We start from the raw sequence: 21,140 nt of genomic DNA, 5'->3' as shown, positions 1-21,140 counted from the left end.
TCCACTCTCTTAAAGTATGACGAAGGAAATTAGCCCTCTCCAGCCATCGAATGCATTTTTTTTTGCATTTTTTCGAGAACTCTTAGCAAGGTCACACTGACTCCACCTTCGGAAATCCCTAAGATTCTGGCAATCTCTCTATAGGGCGTCCGGACGAGAAAGTGGCCTTTTTGTTTTTTCTCGATTAGTTTTTTCCTCTGTTCGTACTTTTTCGCAAGAGCATGGTCCAAACGTTCTTTATAATATTGTGCTTCGACAGAGTCCCCTTGGGCCTTTGATTTTTTCTGTTCTTTCAAATCCAGAATATTCAAATACAGGGATGTGATCTTATCTTCCATTTTTAAGTTTTCTTCTTCGCGACCAGAAAGTTCTTCACGGAGATGCAAAATCTCAACACGGATCTCCTCTTCGGAACGATTGGTTTTTTCAGCAACAAACCGAACCTCTTCTGGATCTAGGTGGAGGTAATAAACAAAGGACAATTTGAATACTACCCGGTTTTCAATTTTTATTGTGGATAGTACGGAATGAAATTGGTCAGAAACATCGATTGCCAATGCCAAGGCTTCCGATCTTTTATCCGGTTCGTCTTCGATGGTACTGTATTCTTTCCCTTCTTTATTGACTTTCGAAATGGTTTGGGTTTTGACTTCCCGTTTCGTGCGTTGCCAATCAATCAGTAAGTTTCTAAGTACTGAGAAAAACCAAGTTTTGAAACTAGACTTACCCACAAAACTTTTGAAACGTTTTCCGGTTTTTAACCTTTCAAATGCATAAATATAATAGTCGGAGGCATCATCTTCACTTAAGTGAAAGACACGAATTGGAAAATTGTAAATGTCTTGAGAATAAATATCAAAAAACGTCTGGAGAGACTTTTCGTCTCCAGCACCACAGGCTTTGACAATCTCTAAAATTTCTTCATTGGTATAAGAAGTCTGTTTCATTATCTACTTTCCTAAAAAGGAACCTGCCAGGAGACTTCTCTAAACATGAGAAGTATTGTTGTAGTATTGAGTCTCTTGGCAAGTTTTATTTTAGCAGATGAACCGGTCTCCGCGATAAAACCCGAATTTGTTTGGCCCATCCAAGGTTTGGAATTGCCTGGTCTCATCACAAGTACCTTTGGAGAGTCGCGAAAAGACCATTTTCACAATGGATTAGACATATCTTCCGTTTTGCAACCTGTCAAAAGTATGAGCCAGGGATTCATCCTATACTCCCGTTATGCGGAGGACGACCCTTTTGAAGACGAACGTGGGTCGGGTAATATTGTCTGGATTGCACATAAAAACGGTTATGTGAGCGGCTACTACCATTTGGGAGGAACAAGGAATGAGACAGTTCGGTCTGGCAAACAGGTCTCCGCAGGTGATACCATTGGAATCTCAGGGAATACAGGGCATTCTACCGGGGGCCACCTACACTTTGTTTTAGGAAAGGATTATGGGAAAACTCTTCTTGATCCCCTCGCTTACCTTCCTCCTGTGGAAGACACTATGCCACCTCAAATTGCCAATCTTTTCATCCATGTAGGTGAAAATTACACCAACCTCAATGACGGAGACAATATCAATGTGTCCAAAGCATTCCCACTCACAGTCAGTATTCTTGATGGTGGAATCAAAAATAGCCAAAGGAGAGGAATCAAAGAAGTAAAATTCCTTTTTAACGGCGAAACTTACAAACAAGCAAACTTCGAATCCTTACGATTTGAAGAGGGGAAATGGAAAACAAAAGAGGGACATAATTTTGATGAATTGTTTTTCAAAGATAGGTATTTGGTAGGAATTCTCAATCTTAAGGCCGGTGAGAATATAATCAAAGTCCAAACAAAAGACTTTAGCGGTCAAAACGCCGAAAGAAGTTTCAGCATCAACATAACGAGAATTAGTGGAGGGAATTAAGCCCTCCACCAAATGGAAAACTAACAATTTAGATTTATTTGGATTAGTTGTTGGAATACAACGCAGCAATTTCTGATTTGTATTTATCTGTGATCACATGTCTTTTTAATGAAAGTTTTGCAGTCAGTTCATCGCCTACTTCAAATGGTTTTGGTAAAATCACAAGACCCACTACTCTCTCAAATGATTTAAATCCAGTTTGTGAATTCACCTTTGCTTTGATTTCAGTTTCAATTTTCTGAATCACTTCTTTTTGTTTCCAAAATTCCTCAGATAGAGGTTCCTCAAACCGATTGGTATTCGGATATACAAGAACACTCAAATACTTTTGGTCTTGCCCTACAACCATACATTGGTCAATCCATTCTGATTCTAAAATTTTTGATTCGATAGGGACAGGTTCCACATTCTCACCACCTAACAAAACAATAGTTTCTTTAGAACGTCCCACAATTCGTAAGTTATGGTTGGCAGTGAAAATTCCCAAATCTCCAGTATTTAGCCATCCATCGTTCAAAACCTTATTTGTGGCTTCCGGATTTTTATAATAACCTGCCATTACCTGGTTGCCCTTCACATGGATTTCACCTTTTCTTCCAAATACAAATTTCCCAACTTCTGTATCTAAAAAAATCTCTCCCGTATGAAGATCCACTAATCTTAAATTAGTTTTTGGAAAAATCTTTCCTACAGAACCTGGAATGATTTCTTCAAAGGTTCGCATAGCAAGTACAGGTGCCGTTTCTGTCATTCCATACCCTTCCAAAACTGGAATGCCAATGGTATTAAAAAATTCATCCACATGGTATGGAAGCGCTCCCCCACCAGAACAAGAACCACGAAGTTCTCCACCAGTTGCCTTTCGAATTTTAGATAAAACTAAAAAATCAAAAATGAAATGTGGTACACTCACTAGAAAAAACCGGTAGAGGTGATAAAGAAAACGAATGGATTGTTTCCAAAAAACTACTGGATGGATGTCCAAAACATTTCCGGTAATCACTTGTCTCGAAATAAAAAATCTTTTCGCAAAGAACATAGCAATGTGAAACATTTTTTGTTTTACTGGAGATGATTTAGCGAGGGTTCCTAAAATTCCTGAATAAATACTTTCCCAAAGTCTTGGGGCTGAAGCCATAAAATGAGGTTTTACAAAACGTAAATCTTCTTTCAAAGTACGAACACTGCTATAATAAGTGCAGGCTCCATAATACAAACTAAAGATTTCAAAAATTCTTTCGAAGATATGCCAAATTGGTAAAATTGATAAAGTTCTGTCTCCTTTTTGCAAACGAATCGGGAGATTCTGTAGTTGGAAAAGAATATTTTTCTGTGTTAACATAACACCTTTTGGTGTACCGGTAGTACCCGAAGTGTAAATCATAGTAAACAAATCAGATACTTTGATTGTTGAATTTAGAAAAACTGAATCAGATGGATCAACTTTACGAAGTTCTTTCCCTTTGGCAACTAGCTCCTGCAAGGTGGATATTTTCATTTTTCTTGAGCTCATTTCTTTATTTCCCTCTTTGGGAGGATAAATGATTACAATTTCTTTTAAAAATTCCAATTCAGCTTCCAACCGAATCACCTTTTTAAAGACAGCATCGTTTTCGACAAAAAGTATCTTCGATTCAGAATGGTTTAGAATGTACAAAATATCATGATCAGTAACATCGGAAGCTCTGGGAACATCCACAGCTCCGAGCAGTGTAACTGCGATACTTGTTTGTATCCATTCGTATGCATTGTCTGCAAAAATAGCGACTTTATCTCTTTCGGATAAACTACCTTTCAAACCAAATGCCAAATCCTTTGCATCGTTTAGAAGGTGATTATAAGTTTTAAACTGATAAACACCGGTACCCATCCGAGTTGCAAAAGCATTTTTGTTACCGAATTTTACCGGAAGGTTTAAATAAAAATCTATCATGGTCCGCATGGAATTTCCTCTTTAAGAAGACCATTTTAATTGAGATTTTTAGTTTTGTCGTCTTGGGGAATTCTTTGAGACTTTGAAAATAAATAGTTTTAGTTTGGTTTTGATTGTTTACGATACTCTGTCGGTGTGAACCCAACAGATTCTAAAAATACACGATTGAATGTTGATTTTGAATTGAAACCAACAGCATCAGCAATCGAAAGGATCGATCTCTCTTCCGATTCCAATAATAAACGTTTTGCTTCATCGATCCTATATTGATTGATGTATTGATAAAATCCAAACCCATACCGCTTATGAAAATATTCAGAAAGTTGGCCAGGTTTGACTTCTGCCATCTCTGCCAGTTTAGAAAGACTTAGGTCTTCATCACAGAATACTTTTTCTCGCATTAGTTCATACAAACTTTGATCGATGGTTTCTAATTGAACCGAAACCAATTTAGATTTTTCATATTTGTTCCTTTGGATACTATCACGAACATCTGAAACAAACGGTGCCCAAAGTTCTCGAGTGAAAAAATAAAAGTACATTAGGACAGGCAAAAGATAGGCACTGAGTTTACGAAAAAAAGGAATTTGAAATGTAAATCCAATACTTCCAAGTAATAAATCAACCCAAATCAAAAGAATGAAGATAAGAGAATAAATTGCTTTTTTTGTAAAAAAAACAGACAACCTTACATTCGGTATCCATTCTTTCAGGAGAAATAAACCAACCGAAAGTAAGATAGAAATTTTAATTCCAAAGTTCATTCCTACGATTACGGAACCATATTCCGTTTTTGACATTTGTTCCAATATCTCTAATTGTTCCGCATCTGAATCAAAATAAAATGGAATCAAAAAAACTACGGATACAAATGCGGGAATAAAATGATAAATTTTAATTTGGATTAATTTTTCCAAAAACAAATATTCTAAGTATAAATAAAGTAAGGTTGCGGAAAGAAATACAAATGGGATGTGAATTAATGCTATGGAAGGAAGGTATCTGTAAAACCCAGTGAACATAAAAGCACCAGTGAGTAACCAAAGACCTGTTGAAAATAAAACAAAAGACCAGACAAACCCAGAGATATTTCTGTTTCTAATTAAATTTGAGAGAGACCAGATCAAACAAAAAACTGATCCAGAACCCATCCAAAGAAACTCAAAAAGAAGGTTTAAGGATATTGAACCAGTCGCCACAAAATTTTATCCGTATACTCTTACTTCTTCGCCAACGGTATAACGAACTGTACCTTTTCCCAAAATATCCGTTAACATCTTCATCAGATCAGAAGTAATTTCGATAGAAAAATGATCATGTGCACGAATTACTTTTTTTTCATCACCATTTCCAACCAAATGGAAAAATACTGAAGAAGCCCCGCGATGAACAGAGAGGATGTCTTGTAATTTTAAAATCACATCTCTATTTTTTTCTTCCATCATGTTAATTGTTAGATGGAGCGTTTTTTCCATTTTCTTTTCAATGGTAACTGAATTTAATTCTTCGAGTTTATTGACAATAATTTGGCCCTTTAACTCCGATTCGTCTGCATCAAGTCGTTCTAAAATTCCTCTGATGAAAACAGTATTGTCTTCCGTAAATAGGTGTTTGAATTCTGCATAAGTTTTTGGGAAAGCAACACATTCAATTTCCCCTGTTTGGTCTTCCAACATGAAGTTCACAAACTCTTCTTTTTTCTTTGTGAGTTTGACTACTTTTTTGGAAAGAACACCGGCAATTTCTACTTTAGATTTGGGGCGAACCTCTTCTAAGTTTTCGATAGTTGTAGGTTTTAATGTTTTTAATTGTTCAGTAAATTTATCAAGAGGGTGTCCAGAAAGATATAGTCCTGTGGTTTCTTTTTCTCTTTTAAGTAAATCATCCCCATTCCATTCAATTCCGTCTTTTGGTAAGTTGAGGTTTTCTTCCGCACCACCGTTTGCACCGCCAAACAAAGAAAACTGGCCTTCTTTTTCTTCCGCCTGTTTTTTGTTAGCGTAACTTAGAATCATATCGGTAGATTCAAAGATCGTTTTTCTTGTATATCCAAAAGAATCAAAGGCTCCCCCTTGTGCGAGAGACTCTAAAACTTTTTTGTTAGCAAGTCTAGTATCCAATTTTTTAGTGAAGTCACCTAACTGTTTATATCCGCCAATAGAATTTCGATTGGCGATAATATTTTCAGCAGCGAGTTCTCCGACACCTTTGATAGAGGAAAGACCGAATCTTACTGTTTTATCGTCGGTAATTTCGAAAGAAATACCTGATTCTTTGACATCAGGACCTAAAATACGAATTCCCATTTCTTTTGCATTATTGATGTATTTCACAACATCAGTGATTTTTGAATGATCTCCAGATAAAAGAGCAGTCAAGTATTCAATGGAGTAGTTGGCTTTTAAAAATGCAGTTTGGTAAGTGACAAAGGCATAGGCTACTGAGTGAGATTTATTAAAACCATACTCACCAAATTTTTCTAACTGTTCAAAAAGTTCTATGGCAAGTTTTTCGTTGATCTTTTTTTCGATCGCACCTTTCACAAACTTTTCTTTCAATGCTGGAAGTTTCGATTTGTCTTTTTTGGCCATCGCCTTACGAAGAACATCCGAGTCACCCACAGAGAATCCACCCATAATCCGCGAAATACCCATCACCTGTTCTTGGTAAACAACAACTCCGTAGGTTTCACCCAAAACTTCTGCCAAACTTTCATGTGGGAATATAACTTTCTTTTTCCCGTTTTTACGATCTAAATAATCATCCAACATTCCCGATCCCATCGGACCAGGTCGATATAATGCAAGTAAGGCGGCAATTTCTTCAAATTTTTGCACTTGCGCTTTTGCAAAAAGGTCACGAATTCCGGAAGAAGAATCTAACTGGAATATCCCAAGGACATTTGCTTTACGTAACAAACTAAATGTGGCCGGATCATCCAAAGGAATTTTATCTAAATCAAGCAACACTCCATGACGTTTTTCAATGAGTTTGGTGGCATGATGGATGGTCGTTAAGTTTTTTAAACCTAAGATATCCATCTTGATTAGCCCTACCTGTTCCGACATATTTTTGTCGTACTGAGTAACTATGGAACGACCATCCCTACCTGGTTCACTAACCGTAGATAAAGGAACAATTTCTTCCAGAGCCGTTGGTGCAATAACAACACCGGCAGCATGCCTTCCCACCTGACGGTAGTTACCCTCTAATTTCTGAGCAATATAAAAAACTTTTTTGTTTAAATCAGATTTTTCCGCAATGTCACGAAGGTCTTTCGATGTATCAACAGCTTCCTGGATGGTAATTCCCAATTTTTTTGGGAAGAGTTTACTCATCTCATTTACTTCTGAAAAAGGAACATTGAATACACGAGCAACATCTTTAATAGCAGCCTTTGCCGCTAACGATCCAAAGGTAATGATTTGCCCTACTCGGTTTTCACCATACCGGTGTTTAATGTAATTGATTACTTCTTCTCGCCTTTCCACACAGAAATCCGTATCAATATCGGGCATATCCTTTCTGTCGGGATTGAGAAACCTTTCAAAAAGTAGGTTATAACGAATAGGGTCTACATTGGTGATTCCAAGTGCAAAAGCAATGATGGATCCTGCAGCAGAACCACGCCCAGGCCCTACTGGAATTCCTGCTCGTCTTGCAAAATTAATATAATCTTGAACGATAAGAAAGTAACCAGCAAAATGCATATTTCGAATGGTTTGCATTTCATATTCTGTTCTTTCTCGCACAACGGGAGTGATCTCTTGGTATTTTTCTTGGATACCTTCCCAAACCAATTTTTCCAAATAACTATCGGTATCAAAACCAGCAGGTACTTCAAAAGGAGGGAGTAATGGATTTCCAAATTGAAAGTTAAGAGAACATTTATCTCGAATGGCTAAGGTATTATAAAATGCATCCTTATGATCGGGAAAGATACCCATCATTTCTGCGGGAGACTTTACATAGAAGTTATCATTGAAACCAAATCGCATTTCATCATCGATATTTTTACGCATACCGATTCGAAGTAAGATATCTTGCGCTTCACGATCATCTTTTGTTAAAAAGTGCGAATCGTTTGTAAGCACAAGAGGTATGCCTGTTCGTTTGGAAAATCCCATCACCGCTTCGGCAACAGTTCGTTGTTCTGGAATTCCATGGTCTTGGATTTCTAAATAAAAATCTTCTTTGCGAAAAATTTCATGTAACCGACCAGCTAACGCATATGCTTTGTCTTCTTTGCCTTCTAATATCTTACGGTTGACTTCTCCCGCAAGACAAGCAGTCAAACAAACGAGGCCTTCACTATGTCGTTCTAATAAATCATAATCGATCCTTGGTTTGCGATAAAATCCTTCTGTAAAGGAACGACTAGCCAGTTTGATGATATTTCGATAACCAATTTCGTTTTTACAAAGTAAGATGATATGATATGCACCACCATCGGCAATCTCATCTAGTTCCGTTTCAGCACTGCGAGATGGAGTTACATAAAACTCACATCCAATGATGGGTTTAACATCATGTTTGACAGCCTCTTTGTAAAATTCAATGGCCCCATACATGTTTCCGTGGTCGGTGATGGCGACAGAACTCATACCAAGTTCCTTCACACGCTTCATCAGATCGCTGATTCGTATGGCTCCATCGAGCATGGAATAGGTAGTATGTAAATGTAAGTGGGCAAAATCTTCCATGGCTTGGTGACATAGTAACTCCGACGGCTTCCTACGTAAAGCGCCCCAAGGTCAGAATTTCGGATTTTTTTCGGTCCAAATTGCCAATTCCCAAACCTCCCCGTCCCTTCCAAGTCCAAAAACGATGGAAGCGGATACAGACCCTTTTAGACTGGTTTTGTTTATGTCACCATTTTCCCTACCTTCCATTTCTCCCGTAACCGATGTTTTGCGAGATTCAATCCGCAATAAAATAGACAACAAAACCAAACCTGTGGGTTCGTTGGGTGATTTGGAGGCAATTGCCTTGCAATTGGCTGAAATCCAAAATACCCTTACCCCAAGTTTAAATCACCCGAAACTCATTCTTTTTGCAGGTGACCATGGCATAACGGAAGAACCGGTTTCTTTGTATCCCAAGGATGTCACTTGGCAGATGGTTTTAAATTTTTTATCAGGTGGGGCTTGCGCGAATGTCTTCGCCAAACACAGCTATATCGAAGTGGAAGTGGTAGATTCGGGAGTAGACCATGATTGGGATGATCATTCTCCAAAACCCATCCAAAGAAAAATCAGAAAAGGTACTTCCAACTTTTTAAAACAGTCGGCTATGTCACTCAATGAGGCAAAAGAAACCATCATTAGTGGGATTGAACTTCTCTCAGAAAAAAGATACGAATCAACAAATATATTTTTATTTGGTGAGATGGGAATTGGGAATACCTCTTCTGCATCTTTAGTTTTATCTCAACTAACAGAAATTCCATTAAACCAACTTGTGGGACGAGGGACTGGACTTACTAACTCTGCAAAGGATATCAAATTCAAAATTCTTTCAGAAGCTTTTCAAAGAACTGGAAAAATAAAAGACCCGCTAGAAGTTTTGTCTGAATTTGGTGGATTTGAAATTGGTATGATGGCGGGTGCTATGATTGGCGCTGCAGCACAGAGAAAAGCTTTTGTAGTGGATGGATTCATTACAACAGCTGCTTTTGCCATAGCATTCGCGCTCAATCCTACCGTAAAAAGTTACGCCATTTTTTCACATCTATCAGAAGAAGAAGGCCATACAGTTGTATTGGAACATTGGAAAATAAAACCTTTACTTCGGCTCAATTTACGGTTAGGTGAAGGAAGTGGTGCACTTGCAGCTTATCCTCTCATTGAACTCAGTGTAAAATTTCTAAATGAAATGGCATCCTTTGCAGATGCTGGTGTTAGTAATACGGATTCTAAATAGAAAATTGATGCATCTAATTCTAACAGAAGTTCGCCTATTCTTTGTTTGTTTGTCGTTTCTTTCAAGAATACCTTCACCTAATTGGATTGGTTTTAAGGAAGAGTGGTTACACAAATCGATTAAATATTCTCCTTTTGTTGGGATCTTACTGGGATCTTTACAATGGATGATTTTTATTCTTTTTCAAATGTTCTTTGGGGTAGGGATCGCATTTGTAATTTCGCTGGGATTTTTGTTAATCTTAACAGGAGCCTTTCACGAAGATGGATTTTCTGATTTTTGTGATGGGATTGGCGGAGGTTGGAAAAGAGAAGACATCCTTCGGATTATGAAAGATAGCCGGGTCGGTAGTTTTGGCGCAGCAGGAATTTCTCTTTTACTCGTATTAAAAATTTTAGGTGCATGGGAATCCCTACAAGATATGAGAATCTATTGGAACCAATTTTCAATTGATAAAATTGACCAACTAATACTAATTTGGTTGTATTTTGTTTCTGCGCATAGCCTTAGTCGCTTTTTTTCTGTTTTGATGATGAAACTCCTCCCCTATGCCAAAGAAGAAGGTTATGCAAAACCAATGGCCAAAGAAATTACTTGGCCTCAAACATTCTTTGCAAGCCTTGCAGGTTTAGTTCCATTTCTTTTTCTTTCCTACCTTTATCCAAAATATTTATTTAGTTTGGTTTGTATCATTCCCAGTTTATTTTATATGTATTCACTAATGAAACGTTGGATTGGTGGGTTTACTGGAGATTGTTTGGGAGCCGTCCAACAAGTGGTCGAAACTTGTCTTTGGATTTCTGGAGTATTTGTATGGACCTCTATTTAATTCGCCATCCTGAAACCATAGCTCCAAAAGGAACTTGTTATGGTCGTACTGACTTTCCTCTCAAATATCCAGTAGAAGATACGGCAGACTCAACATTTTCTTATTTGCCATCCACCTTTGATTTTTTCCTTTCGAGTCCAGCACCGAGGGCACTCAAATTATCCTCCGCTTTATTATCCAAATTTAATGTATCAAAAGTTGATCATTCCGAAATACCAACTGACGAACGTTTGTGGGAAATGAATTTTGGAGAATGGGATGGAAAACTTTGGGAAGAAATTCCTAGAAAAGAAACCATTCCTTGGATGAAAGACTTTGTTAATGCAAAAACACCTGGTGGGGAAGCTTTTACTGATCTTATCCGTAGAGTGGATTCTTTTATCAATGATTGGAAAACAGATGGGTCTTTAAGAATGGATTGGGAAAAAACAAACAGCAAATCCTTAAACTCACTGATTGTTGTTTGCCACTCAGGTCCCATCCGAGCCGTCCTTTGCAAACAGAACGGCACCCCTTACGCAGAAGCTTTCAAATCACCTGTGGACTTTGGATCCGTCCACAAAGTAAAGATAGATTAAACTTTCTTTTTCTCGCCTAACGGGCCAAGTTTTGCAAGAATCAGTTCGTTCACAAGTTTTGGATCAGCTTTTCCTTTGGTTTCTTTCATAACTCCGCCAACAATGGCACCGAGAACTCGATCTTTTCCGTTTTTCCAACCTTCTACTGATTCCGGTTGTGCTTCAATCACACGAATGACAATTTCTTCCAATGCTTTGTCATCACGAACCACTTTTAAACCTTTAGCTTCAACAATGGCTTCAGGTTGGTCTTTGGATGTTAACATATCTTCAAAGATTGTTTTTGCAATTTTTCCTGTGATCTCACCTGAGTTAATGAGTTTTACAAGTTTACCAATTCGTAATGGATCGATGGCAAACTCTTGAATGGAAATATTTTCTTTATTTACGATTCCAAGGATTTCATCTTTTACCCAGTTGGATGTTTTTTTTGCATCTTCGGAAACAAGAAGTGCTTGTTCAAAGTATTCGGCAATCTCACGTTCGCTCGTTAATACTTCTGCATCGTAATCAGGAAGTCCAAGATCTGTTTTGTATCTTTCCTTTTTTTGTCTAGGAAGCTCTGGCAAAGATTTACGAATCTCTTCAATAAAAGAATCAGCAATTTGAATTGTAGGAAGATCAGGTTCTGGAAAATAACGATAATCATGACTCATTTCTTTAGAACGCATTGGAATGGTTTTAAGTAAAGTGGCATCCCAAAGTTTTGTCATTTGGCGAAAAGACTCCCCACGGGAATAAACATCTTTTTGCCATTCAATTTCATAGTCTATCGCTTGTTTTACGGCCTTAAAGGAGTTTAAGTTTTTGATTTCTACTCGAGTACGAAATCCTTTTTCACCTTTAGGTCGAATGGAAACGTTAGCATCACAACGTAGCGATCCTTCTTCCATGTTACAATCAGAAACCTGAATGTATCGTAAAATTGTTTTAAGTTCGTTTAAATAAACATACGCTTCATCAGAAGAACGTAAGTCTGGTTCTGATACGATTTCGATCAGAGGTGTTCCCGCACGATTATAATCCACATAAGAACGGTTAATGGAAGGATCATGGGAATGGATTAGTTTTCCCGCATCCTCTTCCATATGAATTCTTGTAAGAGGAATGAATTTTTCTTCTGTTTCCCCTTTTAGTTTAATATGGATTCCACCTTGGGTGGCATAAGGTTTATCAAACTGAGAAATCTGATACCCTTTTGGTAAATCTGGGTAAAAATAATTTTTGCGATCAAACTTTGTAAACCTTGTGATTTCGCAGCCAAGTGCCACTCCAGCACGAACTGCCTTTTCCAAAACCACTTCATTTAACACTGGCAATGTGCCAGGGAGAGCCACACAAAGTGTGGAAATATGGGTATTGGGGCTACCGCCAAATTCGTTTGTAGCTGTAGAAAATATTTTAGATAGAGTATTGAGCTGGACGTGGACTTCCAGACCGATGATGACTTCGTATTCCATGGGTTTGAAAACAGGATTTTCCCGGAAAATCAGACTGGCAATTCAATTTCCGACGGAAATCAATCGAGAGGGTCGGGTGCCGATTGCATTACAAGTTTATATAGGTTTTTTTGCTCTCGAGAGATGCTGATTTCGCCAGTTTGGTGGAGTTTTTTTGTAAACTCAGAAAGTTCACGGACACGGGCCTCAAAGGCGATCCCAATTTTTTTATCCTCAAGGGCAATATGTGACAAAAGCCAATTGCGGAGGTCTTGGACCAAATGAAGTCCAGCACGGGGGTGTCCTAACTTAAATTCATCGTTTCTTGTTTTAATAAAGTCAATAAAACGTTTGTGCTGATTCATATGTTGGACAACATCCGTATACCGAAAGTATCTCATAATTTTATCTTCCACACCAAAATGATCCTTTGTGTATTCGATTGCAGAAGTAATCACTTTCTGGAAAGTTTCACTAGAACCATCACCTAACTTTAATGAGTTGTCTAATTCAACTATCATCTTTAAAAGCCAAATATGTTGTAAATCGATAATAGGAATTCCAGTTGCAAGATTATATGTTTTCCAAATATTTCTAATTTCCTGAATAATATCAATAGATTGTTCATGGAGAGTGATATGAGTTGTATCCACTTGCACAATATTCTGATAAATCAAAAGTTGCTCCTTTGAAATTGGATATTTACCTGATTTTAAAATTTCATTACAATAGGATTTTAGATCAACGGCACTTGCCTTAAAAAAATCAGCGTAATCGGTATCATCATGTAAAATATGTTGGAACAACCATTTTTTTAAAATTTGGAGGATTCCCAAAGCAGCCATTTGACTATCCTTTGCTTGGTAGTATTTTTCAGTTAACCTTTCAACAAATTTGCGATGGCTACTAACATGTTCAGAAAATTCTGGATAGTTGAAATGTTCGAGAATATCTTCTTCTAATGCAAAATGTTCTGATACATAATCCAGTGCCTTTCGAAATGAAGAATGAACATCCACATCAGAACCTTCTTTTTCGGATTCGACTATGGTTTCTTCTAACTCTAAAATGATATGTACCAACCACACGTGTTGTAGATCAATAATAGGAATTCCAAGGTGGAAAGGTTCACTTAACCAAGTGATTCGTAAGGAATCTAAATGCGCGGAAAAATCCTTCTGCATATTTCCACAAAAATATTCACTCAGTCAGTGTCACGGAATTAGAATCATTTGAGGAATTGATATTTATCAGTAGTTTCTAAAAAGCGAGTATATCGATTTTAGGATGGGAATCAAGAATCAATATTCTGTAGTAAATATGATAGATACACTCCCGAAGTTTTCCTAGGAGTGTATCTTCATTAAGCGAAATTGGACTAAACGAAGAATTTGGTAGTTAATTTCACCATTAATCTCACAAAACCAGAGTAAGGTGGATACATCAATTTAGCAATGGATGCCTTAGGAGTTTGTAAAACCGATCTTTCATGTGAAAAAGTTTTAAATCCAAAATTTCCATGGTAACTACCGTGACCAGAATGATTCACTCCACCAAATGGAAGATTTGAATTCACCAAATGTAGGATCACGTCGTTAATGACAGCTCCACCTGAACTTGTTCTTTTGAGAACATACCTGGAAGTACTTCTTTTTTTAGTAAAAATATACAACGCAAGTGGTTTCGGTCTCTCATTGATGATTTGAATGGCTTCATCTAAAGTTTTGTAAGTGATGATAGGAAGCAGTGGTCCAAAAATTTCATCTTCCATAATGCGAGCATCCAAAGTCACATTTGTTAAGATGGTTGGTGAAATAAAATTATCCGAACTTCTTACCTCTCCACCGTAAGCAATTTTTGCACCTTTTTTAACTGCGTCTTCCATATAGGAAGAAACTCTTCCAAAGTTTTTTGCATTCACGATACGGCAAAAGTCAGGACTTGCCGTAAAATTTTCAGGTTTGGACTTAAAAAAACTTTCTGTTGTTTCTTTAGCATTTTTTACAAATTCTTCGACTTTTGATTCTGGAATCAAAAGATAATCAGGAGCCACACAGGTCTGACCTGCGTTTAAAAATTTTCCCCACATAATCCTTTCTGCTGCTACTTTTAAATCAGCATCTTCTGCAACTATCGAAGGAGATTTACCACCTAATTCGAGCGTTACGCTTGTAAGATGTTTTGCAGCCGCAGCCATCACAATTTTACCCACAGGAGTAGAACCCGTAAAAAAGATATGATCGAAAGGCACTTCAAGTAATGCAGTTGCCACAGCAACATCACCTTCAAAAACAGCGACTTCATCTTCTGCAAAAATTTCACTTAACATTGCTTTCATGACATCAGCTGTATGAGGTGTAAATTCAGAAGGTTTCAACATGATCGTGTTACCAGCAGCAATCGCTGCAGCTAGTGGTGCAATGGCAAGGTGGAAGGGATAATTCCAAGGGGCAATGATTAGACAAACACCTTTTGGTTCATAAACGATACGGCTAGTGGCTCCCAGTAAAGTTGGCGGTGTCATCACATTTTTAGGGCGCATCCAATGTTTTACATGGCGGATGGCATCATTGATTTCTGCGATGGTTGGCAAAATTTCAGTGATGTCCACTTCGCCTGCAGATTTTCTAAAATCGGAATGTAGCGCCGTTTGGATTTCTTTTTGGTATTTGAGGACTGCGTTTTTTAGTTTTTTTAATTTGAGGATTCGAGTTTTGAAATTGGATAAACGAAGTTCCAATGCTTTTTTCTTTTGTGCTTGGAAAATACGATCAATGTCAGAGGGAGTAAAACTTTTTGTTTGGATCACAGCCTTTCCTGAATTAGAGGTTTGTGTGAGAGTAGCTTGGGTCATGGGAATCTCCGTATTACTGACTCTCGTTCATTTAGAGAGGAAGTTCAAGAACTTTTTCAAGAACCGGGGCGAATCTATGTCTTTTTTATGCCAAAAACCCCCTCCCAAACCCGGGTGGTGGACCATTTTGGGCATAAACTTCCGTTCGATCCAAATACAATTTGGCTGCTTTGTCAGAAGGATCGATTTCATAAACTGCACGAAACCCTTCCCTTGCTTTTTCAAATTCCCCATCCCAAAATAAATTCACACAATCTTCAAACTGATTTTTGGTTTTTAATTTTAAATCAAAGGACTCTTCTACTCCCTCGACTAACACTTGAGCGATTCCAATTAACTTTTGTTTGGCCGGAATTTTAATAAAATCCAATAGCCTATGCGGATAAGAATCTGGATGTTTTAACTCTAGAAGTGCATCTAAACTAAGAATGATTTTTGCTCCATATTTTTTGGTCATGGATTCCAAAGAATTAGCAACACCCATCGAATCAGATAATACTGCAGATTCAATTCGTTGTTCCTCACCAATGATTCCTAACATCAGTTCACCAAAATGAATCCCAATTCCAACTTGAATGTCCGAAACTCGATGAGACATTGTTTCCTTATTCCACTTAGCAATTGTTTTGTGCATTTCAATGGCAGCCGACAAAGCATCTTCTGGTTGTCTTTCAAACAATGCAAAAATTGCATCCCCAACATATTTTTCGATAAACCCATTATGTGATCGTATCGTTGGGCCTACTTGCCTCAAATAATCATTGAGGAATAAAAACGTTTCTTCAGGACTTAAGGTTTCAGAAATTGCAGTAAAATCACGAATGTCCGAAGAGAGCACTGACATTTGTTTTACGATAAAATCGCCACGTTTGACTCTTATTTTAGTAACTTTTGAAAACAATTGTATGAGACGTAAGGGAACAAACTTCGCATAGATTTTATTAGATGCTTCTAGGCGATTATTTACTTCAATGAGTTCAGTTGTTAACATATCCATTGATGAATAGAATCTGGCATTTCTCCTTGCGAGCAGGATACTCTGAAATAAAAAGAAAACAAACAAAGAAAAAGGCATCAATGGTTGAGATTGAAACCAATAATTTCCTGCCATCAAATCATGCGTTGATCCAACCATCAGAAGTAGTGATCCATAGAACACTAAGCTACTATCTTTTTTTTTCTGCTTATAAATCCGTAAAATCACGTAAAAAGAACAAGCGCTAAAAAATAAAATTACAACTTGAGAAAAGATATTCGTTTTCGTGAATAATTTAACATCAGTTAAAAGAACAAAAGACACATAACAAGCAGTAATGCTCCAACAGGAATAGATCATCCACTTGGGGACTTCAGATCTACCAGGAAACAAACTCTTTAAGTAACCTAGGAAAAAACATACAAGAAGAGGGGCAGATATATAATCCAAAACCTGCATCCAATGCCAAGAAAAATCAGGAATTGCATAAACAATATAGTAATTATCTAGAACAACCAATCGAAGGCCCGTGAACAAACAAAACATTGCAAAAAAAAGAGAACTTTTTTCTTCTCTCCGGAAGAAAAACACTGTTAGCTGGTATAATGCCATTGTCAGCATTGTTCCAAAAACAAAGATTTCTCCCGCAGAATAAATAAGAGATTGATTTTGGATGACCTCTTTGGTTCCAATCTCTATTGGTTTCCTATATCCACCGCGGGCATGATGAAAATTACTCACCACATAAAGTATTTCTTGTTCGAAACCTTCTGGTTGAAATGAAACATATTGAATTTGGTATTTAGGAACTGCTGTGAACTCATCAGTTCCGACCTTCCCTGAACTTGCAATTTTTTGCCGATTGACATAAAGTTCATAAGAACTTGTTGCAGGTTGAACCCTTAGGTAATAACGAATGTTTGGATCAGGAACTTTTAGCGTTAGACGAAATACTGCAAAACCATCCCCACCTTCACCTTCTGGTCTGTATGAATTCCACGACGATGGAACCTTTACATAAGTTTTGTTAGGTTCATTTATTTTTTCAAATAAACTTTCGCCAAAAACCTCTCCCCAATAAAACTCCCATTCACCTCCGGTAGAAAGTTTTTGATTATTCTCTACGACCTGAGGAGGAAGTTCCAAATATCCTTTTTCTGCCTCTTTTGAAGATCCGAATTGACATGACGAAAATAAAATTGCCGAGATAAAAAATACAAAAATTGCTTGGTTGGTTTTAGTTATTTTTCCCATGCGGAAACCCCATCCCAATCTTCACCGACACCGGAAGTTTGGTAATATTCACATCTTTCAATGTAAATCTTTGCGGCCAAATCTTCTGGGTTGTTTGTAAATACTTCGCGAAATCCTTTTAAAGCAGAAACAAAATCAGCACGTTCATAATCAAAAATGGCAGCTTCAAATCTGTTTCGATTTCCAATTTTTTTATTAGAGATTACATCAATATCGGGAATCAAAACCTCCGCAATCATAACAGCTTCCTGTTTTCCTTTAACACGTACAAAATCTAAAATTCTATAAGGGATTGTATCCAAATCTTCGTGTAACATAAGAGATGTTAAACTAACAAGAATCCTAGCGCCGTATTTTTTTGTTAAACCTTGGATACGACTCGAAAGATTAACGGTGTCGGAAATGACGGTAGATTCTAATCTTTTTTCTTCTCCCAAAATTCCGAGCATTGTATCGCCAGAATGAATTCCAATCCCTGCATGTAGTGGTAAATACCCAATGGTTCGCCGACGCTCATTGTATTTTTCTAATTCCCATTGGATGTCTTCAGCTGCCTTGATGGAATCCTGAATTCCTCCATCAAATAGAGCCATAATCGCACTTCCAATGTATTTATCTATGAAACCATTATTTTTGCGAACACAGGGTCCAATCCTTCCCAAGTAAGAATTGGTGAACAACATACGGTTTTCTAAAGGTATAGAATAAATAATATCCCAATATTCCCAAATGTCCGCAAACAAAATGGTCATTTCTCTTTCGCTACTGTCGCCTAACTGTACCTCTTCAATACTTTCCTTTCCTAAATGAGTTAAAAAATCACGAGGAATGAATTTTGCATAAAATCGATTTGTTAGAATAAACTGTTCATTAATGGTTTCAAATTCTTCTTTTAATAAAACTTTCTTATGAAAGTTCCTTGCCGTACGAAGTGTAACAATTGTGGACTGGACTCCAAAAAACAAAAAGACCGCTATCTGAGATAACGTTGACTCTCCTTGCCCACTATAAGCTAGAAATACATCGTAAACAAAACCAACAAATAATACCAGATACCCTAAAAAGAAAATTCCCGCATCAGGCAACCCTCTAAGCATCATTTGGAATAATCGAATTCCTAAAAATAAAGCAAAAACAACACCTAATACTTGAAATACAACTTCAAATTGTGTATAAACGTCCGGTTTAATAATTAAACCATAAACTAACATAAACTGTACGTAGGCGCTGAAATAAAGAATTAACTTATGATCGATAAACCTTGGAAAAAGTCCATCGACAAACCACAAAAACAAAATTCCTAAAACAAAAACAGATGCATACTCTACATAAATCACTAGTTCCCAAGGAATATTTGGAAATACCGCATATATTGTTTTACTTCCAATAAAAGGAATTCGTGCCGCAAATACTAAACAGAAAAAACCAAAGTAAAACGCTTCTCTTTGTTTGTTTCGATAGAAAAACAAAATAAAATGATACAAACCAAACATAAATATAGCACCCGTTAATGCTAAATCGATCGTACTTTGCGCCAAAATATAATTTTGAACACTTTCCGCAAGTCCGAAGACGGGTGCGTTAGGGAGACCTCCTTCTTTATGATGGAAGTTACTCACTTCAATTCGGATTTGAAGGTGTTCCTTTGCGGATATTGTAAAACTTTGGCCTTGCGCACTTGGGATTGTAAATTCCTTCGTGGTACCAGGTATTCCTGACACCAAACTCCTGTTACCCGCTATGAGTCGAAAGGAGGTACGAACCTCTGGCAGATAAATAGCATAAATCTGATTTTCAGTGGGAAGTTGTATGTCTAAAACATAAGTTCCATAACCCTTACCATCAATGATCCCCGAGCGCAAAGGAACCTGATTCCAAAGTGCAGGGACAGGAAGATAGGAAGGAGAGAGTGCCCCTTCCTGAAGGTTCAGCTGCCCTGGAAAAAATTTCCAGTCCCCTTGGAGAGTCATGGCGGATCCTGATTCAAATGGGAAATTTCGTAAATCCAATGCGCCTGAAAGAATTTTTGGTGAAGGTGCCACCATACGACAGGCCGTTGACAAAAGTGCGATGGAAAGGTAGATTATTGTCTGACGGGTCATCCCTAACCTTAAGAGACTTGGAGGACAAGAATTTGGAAAGGAAGTTTTCGAATTAAAAAAAATAATATTTTTTGGTTTGTACGACTGTCCCATTAAGTTATTATGTCACCTAAATGAAAACTCCGTCCGGGCCCAATAAAGCTGCTCTTGCCTACCAAATCCTAGGCCGCTATTTACCGGATGAAGTGTTCGCTCATTTGAGTGATGCAGAAATCGAATCACTTCTGATCAAAGTGGAATCCAATCCTTCCCCAACCAGAGGGCAGGAAAAGGACATCCTCCTTTCCTTTACCAAGTTTCTGCAAAAAAATCAGAAACAACCAAAGGGAAAAAATTCTTTTCAAGCGGGCCTACCTAGCAATTCCAAATCTGGACCTATATCTCAAAACCTGCGCAGTGATTCCCATCAAGGATACTCTCCGAATTCACGTGGAAAATATGCGAATAACGACTATTTCCCTGAAAAAGTGGGTAAATCTGATCCTAATTTCGAAAAATCAGCGTTCGAAAACGGCTATACGAATAACGAAGATGATCCCCGGAATCTCGACGGATCTGGCAGAAAATATGCGCATAACGAACAACAAGATTCAAATGAATTGTATTCTTTGCTCCAGGAAATTCTAAAAGAAGAAGAATCCAAATCCAAATCGAACTCGCCCCTTTGGCCAGAGCTTCCCAAATATTCCTTAGAAATGCTCCGCCATTTGACCATGGACGAATCCTCAGAAGTTGTGGCTCGGGTTTTAAGTTTTTCAGATCCGGAGACTGCTTCCGAGGTTTTAGCCGAATACCCAGAAAACCACCGGGAAGATATCATTTTAGCACTTTCTGAAATTGATTACCACTCGGACAGGGAACGCGACCAACTCGAACGGTTCCTCCGCTTCAAAATGGAACTGATTGAGAAAAAAATGCCGGTTTCGAAGATCCGTAGCCGCAAAGCAAAGACTGCCGGAGAAATTCTCACTCGACTTCCTTTTTTACCATCTCAAAATTTAATTGAACGAATTCAGAAAAAAAGCCCAGAATATGCCGAAACTATAGTAGAACACTACTTTCGTTTGGAAGACCTCCTTCATTTAGGAAGGACGAGTCTTACTCGATTTTTTTCTGAGATCCATCCTCTTGTCATTGCATGCGCATTGAAAGGAGTAGAGACGGATTTCCGCGACCAAATATATTCCAATTTGGAATCTTGGCTCGTAAAAGAAATAAAGATCGAATGGGATTCGTTAGGTCCTGTTTCACTGGCAGAGATTGAAGAAGCCCAAAAGGGAATCTTAGATCGTTTGCGGGAAGCAATGGATGAAGGCAAAGTGAAACTTTGGAGATTGAAGTAAGGA

General features: G+C 37.7%; 14 protein-coding genes. 5 read left to right on the top strand and 9 right to left on the bottom strand.

Features of this window, described 5'->3' with window-relative positions; translation table 11 throughout:
• Positions 1-29: 29 nt before the first annotated feature.
• On the bottom strand, positions 30-947 hold the full coding sequence (locus CH364_RS17660) for a sigma-70 family RNA polymerase sigma factor (protein WP_100744119.1): 918 nt from the start codon (positions 945-947) through the stop codon (positions 30-32).
• A 45-nt stretch (positions 948-992) separates the two neighbouring features.
• Between CH364_RS17660 and CH364_RS17655 the strand changes: the two genes are divergently transcribed.
• Positions 993-1,907 (top strand): M23 family metallopeptidase, encoded by a 915-nt coding sequence (locus CH364_RS17655; protein WP_100744118.1) that lies wholly within the window; start codon positions 993-995, stop codon positions 1,905-1,907.
• A gap of 43 nt (positions 1,908-1,950) precedes the next feature.
• On the opposite strand, the gene CH364_RS17650 is transcribed toward CH364_RS17655, so the two are convergent.
• The 3 genes from CH364_RS17650 to dnaE all read right to left on the bottom strand — a co-directional run bounded on the left by CH364_RS17650 (position 1,951) and on the right by dnaE (position 8,543).
• On the bottom strand, positions 1,951-3,849 hold the full coding sequence (locus CH364_RS17650) for an AMP-dependent synthetase/ligase (RefSeq protein ID WP_100744117.1): 1,899 nt from the start codon (positions 3,847-3,849) through the stop codon (positions 1,951-1,953).
• An 89-nt stretch (positions 3,850-3,938) separates the two neighbouring features.
• Entirely contained in the window at positions 3,939-5,039 is a 1,101-nt protein-coding gene (locus tag CH364_RS17645; RefSeq protein WP_100744116.1) for a helix-turn-helix domain-containing protein, read from the bottom strand.
• A gap of 6 nt (positions 5,040-5,045) precedes the next feature.
• Positions 5,046-8,543 carry a DNA polymerase III subunit alpha gene (dnaE, locus tag CH364_RS17640; RefSeq protein ID WP_100744115.1) on the bottom strand — a complete coding sequence of 1,166 codons (3,498 nt, stop codon included), beginning with the start codon at positions 8,541-8,543 and terminating at the stop codon, positions 5,046-5,048.
• A gap of 163 nt (positions 8,544-8,706) precedes the next feature.
• On the opposite strand from dnaE, the gene cobT reads away from it, so the two are divergent.
• Genes cobT through CH364_RS17625 form a run of 3 tightly spaced genes read left to right on the top strand, consistent with a single transcriptional unit; the run spans position 8,707 to position 11,169 of the window.
• A complete protein-coding gene (cobT, locus tag CH364_RS17635; RefSeq protein WP_100744114.1) occupies positions 8,707-9,762 on the top strand; it encodes a nicotinate-nucleotide--dimethylbenzimidazole phosphoribosyltransferase in 1,056 nt (351 codons plus the stop codon).
• Between the two features lie 7 nt (positions 9,763-9,769).
• Positions 9,770-10,591 (top strand): adenosylcobinamide-GDP ribazoletransferase, encoded by an 822-nt coding sequence (locus CH364_RS17630; RefSeq protein WP_100744113.1) that lies wholly within the window; start codon positions 9,770-9,772, stop codon positions 10,589-10,591.
• Positions 10,576-11,169 carry a histidine phosphatase family protein gene (locus CH364_RS17625; RefSeq protein ID WP_100744112.1) on the top strand — a complete coding sequence of 198 codons (594 nt, stop codon included), beginning with the start codon at positions 10,576-10,578 and terminating at the stop codon, positions 11,167-11,169. Before CH364_RS17630 ends, CH364_RS17625 begins: the two co-directional genes overlap by 16 nt.
• Here the strand turns inward: CH364_RS17625 and gatB are convergent.
• The 5 genes from gatB to CH364_RS17600 all read right to left on the bottom strand — a co-directional run bounded on the left by gatB (position 11,166) and on the right by CH364_RS17600 (position 19,794).
• The gene (gene gatB, locus CH364_RS17620) at positions 11,166-12,629 is read right to left on the bottom strand and encodes an Asp-tRNA(Asn)/Glu-tRNA(Gln) amidotransferase subunit GatB (protein WP_100744111.1); all 1,464 of its coding nucleotides are present in this window, start codon (positions 12,627-12,629) and stop codon (positions 11,166-11,168) included. The genes CH364_RS17625 and gatB overlap by 4 nt on opposite strands.
• 59 nt (positions 12,630-12,688) lie before the next feature.
• Positions 12,689-13,792 (bottom strand): bacteriohemerythrin, encoded by a 1,104-nt coding sequence (locus tag CH364_RS17615; protein WP_100744110.1) that lies wholly within the window; start codon positions 13,790-13,792, stop codon positions 12,689-12,691.
• A 194-nt stretch (positions 13,793-13,986) separates the two neighbouring features.
• The gene (locus tag CH364_RS17610; RefSeq protein ID WP_100744109.1) at positions 13,987-15,462 is read right to left on the bottom strand and encodes an aldehyde dehydrogenase family protein; all 1,476 of its coding nucleotides are present in this window, start codon (positions 15,460-15,462) and stop codon (positions 13,987-13,989) included.
• Between the two features lie 85 nt (positions 15,463-15,547).
• Entirely contained in the window at positions 15,548-17,692 is a 2,145-nt protein-coding gene (locus tag CH364_RS17605) for an adenylate/guanylate cyclase domain-containing protein (RefSeq protein WP_100744108.1), read from the bottom strand.
• Positions 17,680-19,794 carry an adenylate/guanylate cyclase domain-containing protein gene (locus CH364_RS17600; RefSeq protein ID WP_100744756.1) on the bottom strand — a complete coding sequence of 705 codons (2,115 nt, stop codon included), beginning with the start codon at positions 19,792-19,794 and terminating at the stop codon, positions 17,680-17,682. Before CH364_RS17600 ends, CH364_RS17605 begins: the two co-directional genes overlap by 13 nt.
• A gap of 113 nt (positions 19,795-19,907) precedes the next feature.
• On the opposite strand from CH364_RS17600, the gene CH364_RS17595 reads away from it, so the two are divergent.
• Positions 19,908-21,137 carry a FliG C-terminal domain-containing protein gene (locus CH364_RS17595; RefSeq protein ID WP_100744107.1) on the top strand — a complete coding sequence of 410 codons (1,230 nt, stop codon included), beginning with the start codon at positions 19,908-19,910 and terminating at the stop codon, positions 21,135-21,137.
• Positions 21,138-21,140: the final 3 nt, after the last annotated feature.

The organism is Leptospira harrisiae (assembly GCF_002811945.1).
Taxonomy (GTDB): Bacteria; Spirochaetota; Leptospiria; order Leptospirales; family Leptospiraceae; genus Leptospira_A; species Leptospira_A harrisiae.
This window is presented reverse-complemented; position numbering and strand designations above follow the sequence as displayed.

Coding starts and splice junctions, on each gene's coding strand:
- CH364_RS17660 (WP_100744119.1), bottom strand. CDS start 947: ATGAAACAGACTTCTTATACCAATGAAGAAATTTTAGAGATTGTCAAA.
- CH364_RS17655 (WP_100744118.1), top strand. CDS start 993: ATGAGAAGTATTGTTGTAGTATTGAGTCTCTTGGCAAGTTTTATTTTA.
- CH364_RS17650 (WP_100744117.1), bottom strand. CDS start 3,849: ATGCGGACCATGATAGATTTTTATTTAAACCTTCCGGTAAAATTCGGT.
- dnaE (WP_100744115.1), bottom strand. CDS start 8,543: ATGGAAGATTTTGCCCACTTACATTTACATACTACCTATTCCATGCTC.
- cobT (WP_100744114.1), top strand. CDS start 8,707: ATGTCACCATTTTCCCTACCTTCCATTTCTCCCGTAACCGATGTTTTG.
- CH364_RS17630 (WP_100744113.1), top strand. CDS start 9,770: ATGCATCTAATTCTAACAGAAGTTCGCCTATTCTTTGTTTGTTTGTCG.
- CH364_RS17625 (WP_100744112.1), top strand. CDS start 10,576: ATGGACCTCTATTTAATTCGCCATCCTGAAACCATAGCTCCAAAAGGA.
- gatB (WP_100744111.1), bottom strand. CDS start 12,629: ATGGAATACGAAGTCATCATCGGTCTGGAAGTCCACGTCCAGCTCAAT.
- CH364_RS17615 (WP_100744110.1), bottom strand. CDS start 13,792: ATGCAGAAGGATTTTTCCGCGCATTTAGATTCCTTACGAATCACTTGG.
- CH364_RS17610 (WP_100744109.1), bottom strand. CDS start 15,462: ATGACCCAAGCTACTCTCACACAAACCTCTAATTCAGGAAAGGCTGTG.
- CH364_RS17605 (WP_100744108.1), bottom strand. CDS start 17,692: ATGGGAAAAATAACTAAAACCAACCAAGCAATTTTTGTATTTTTTATC.
- CH364_RS17600 (WP_100744756.1), bottom strand. CDS start 19,794: ATGACCCGTCAGACAATAATCTACCTTTCCATCGCACTTTTGTCAACG.
- CH364_RS17595 (WP_100744107.1), top strand. CDS start 19,908: ATGAAAACTCCGTCCGGGCCCAATAAAGCTGCTCTTGCCTACCAAATC.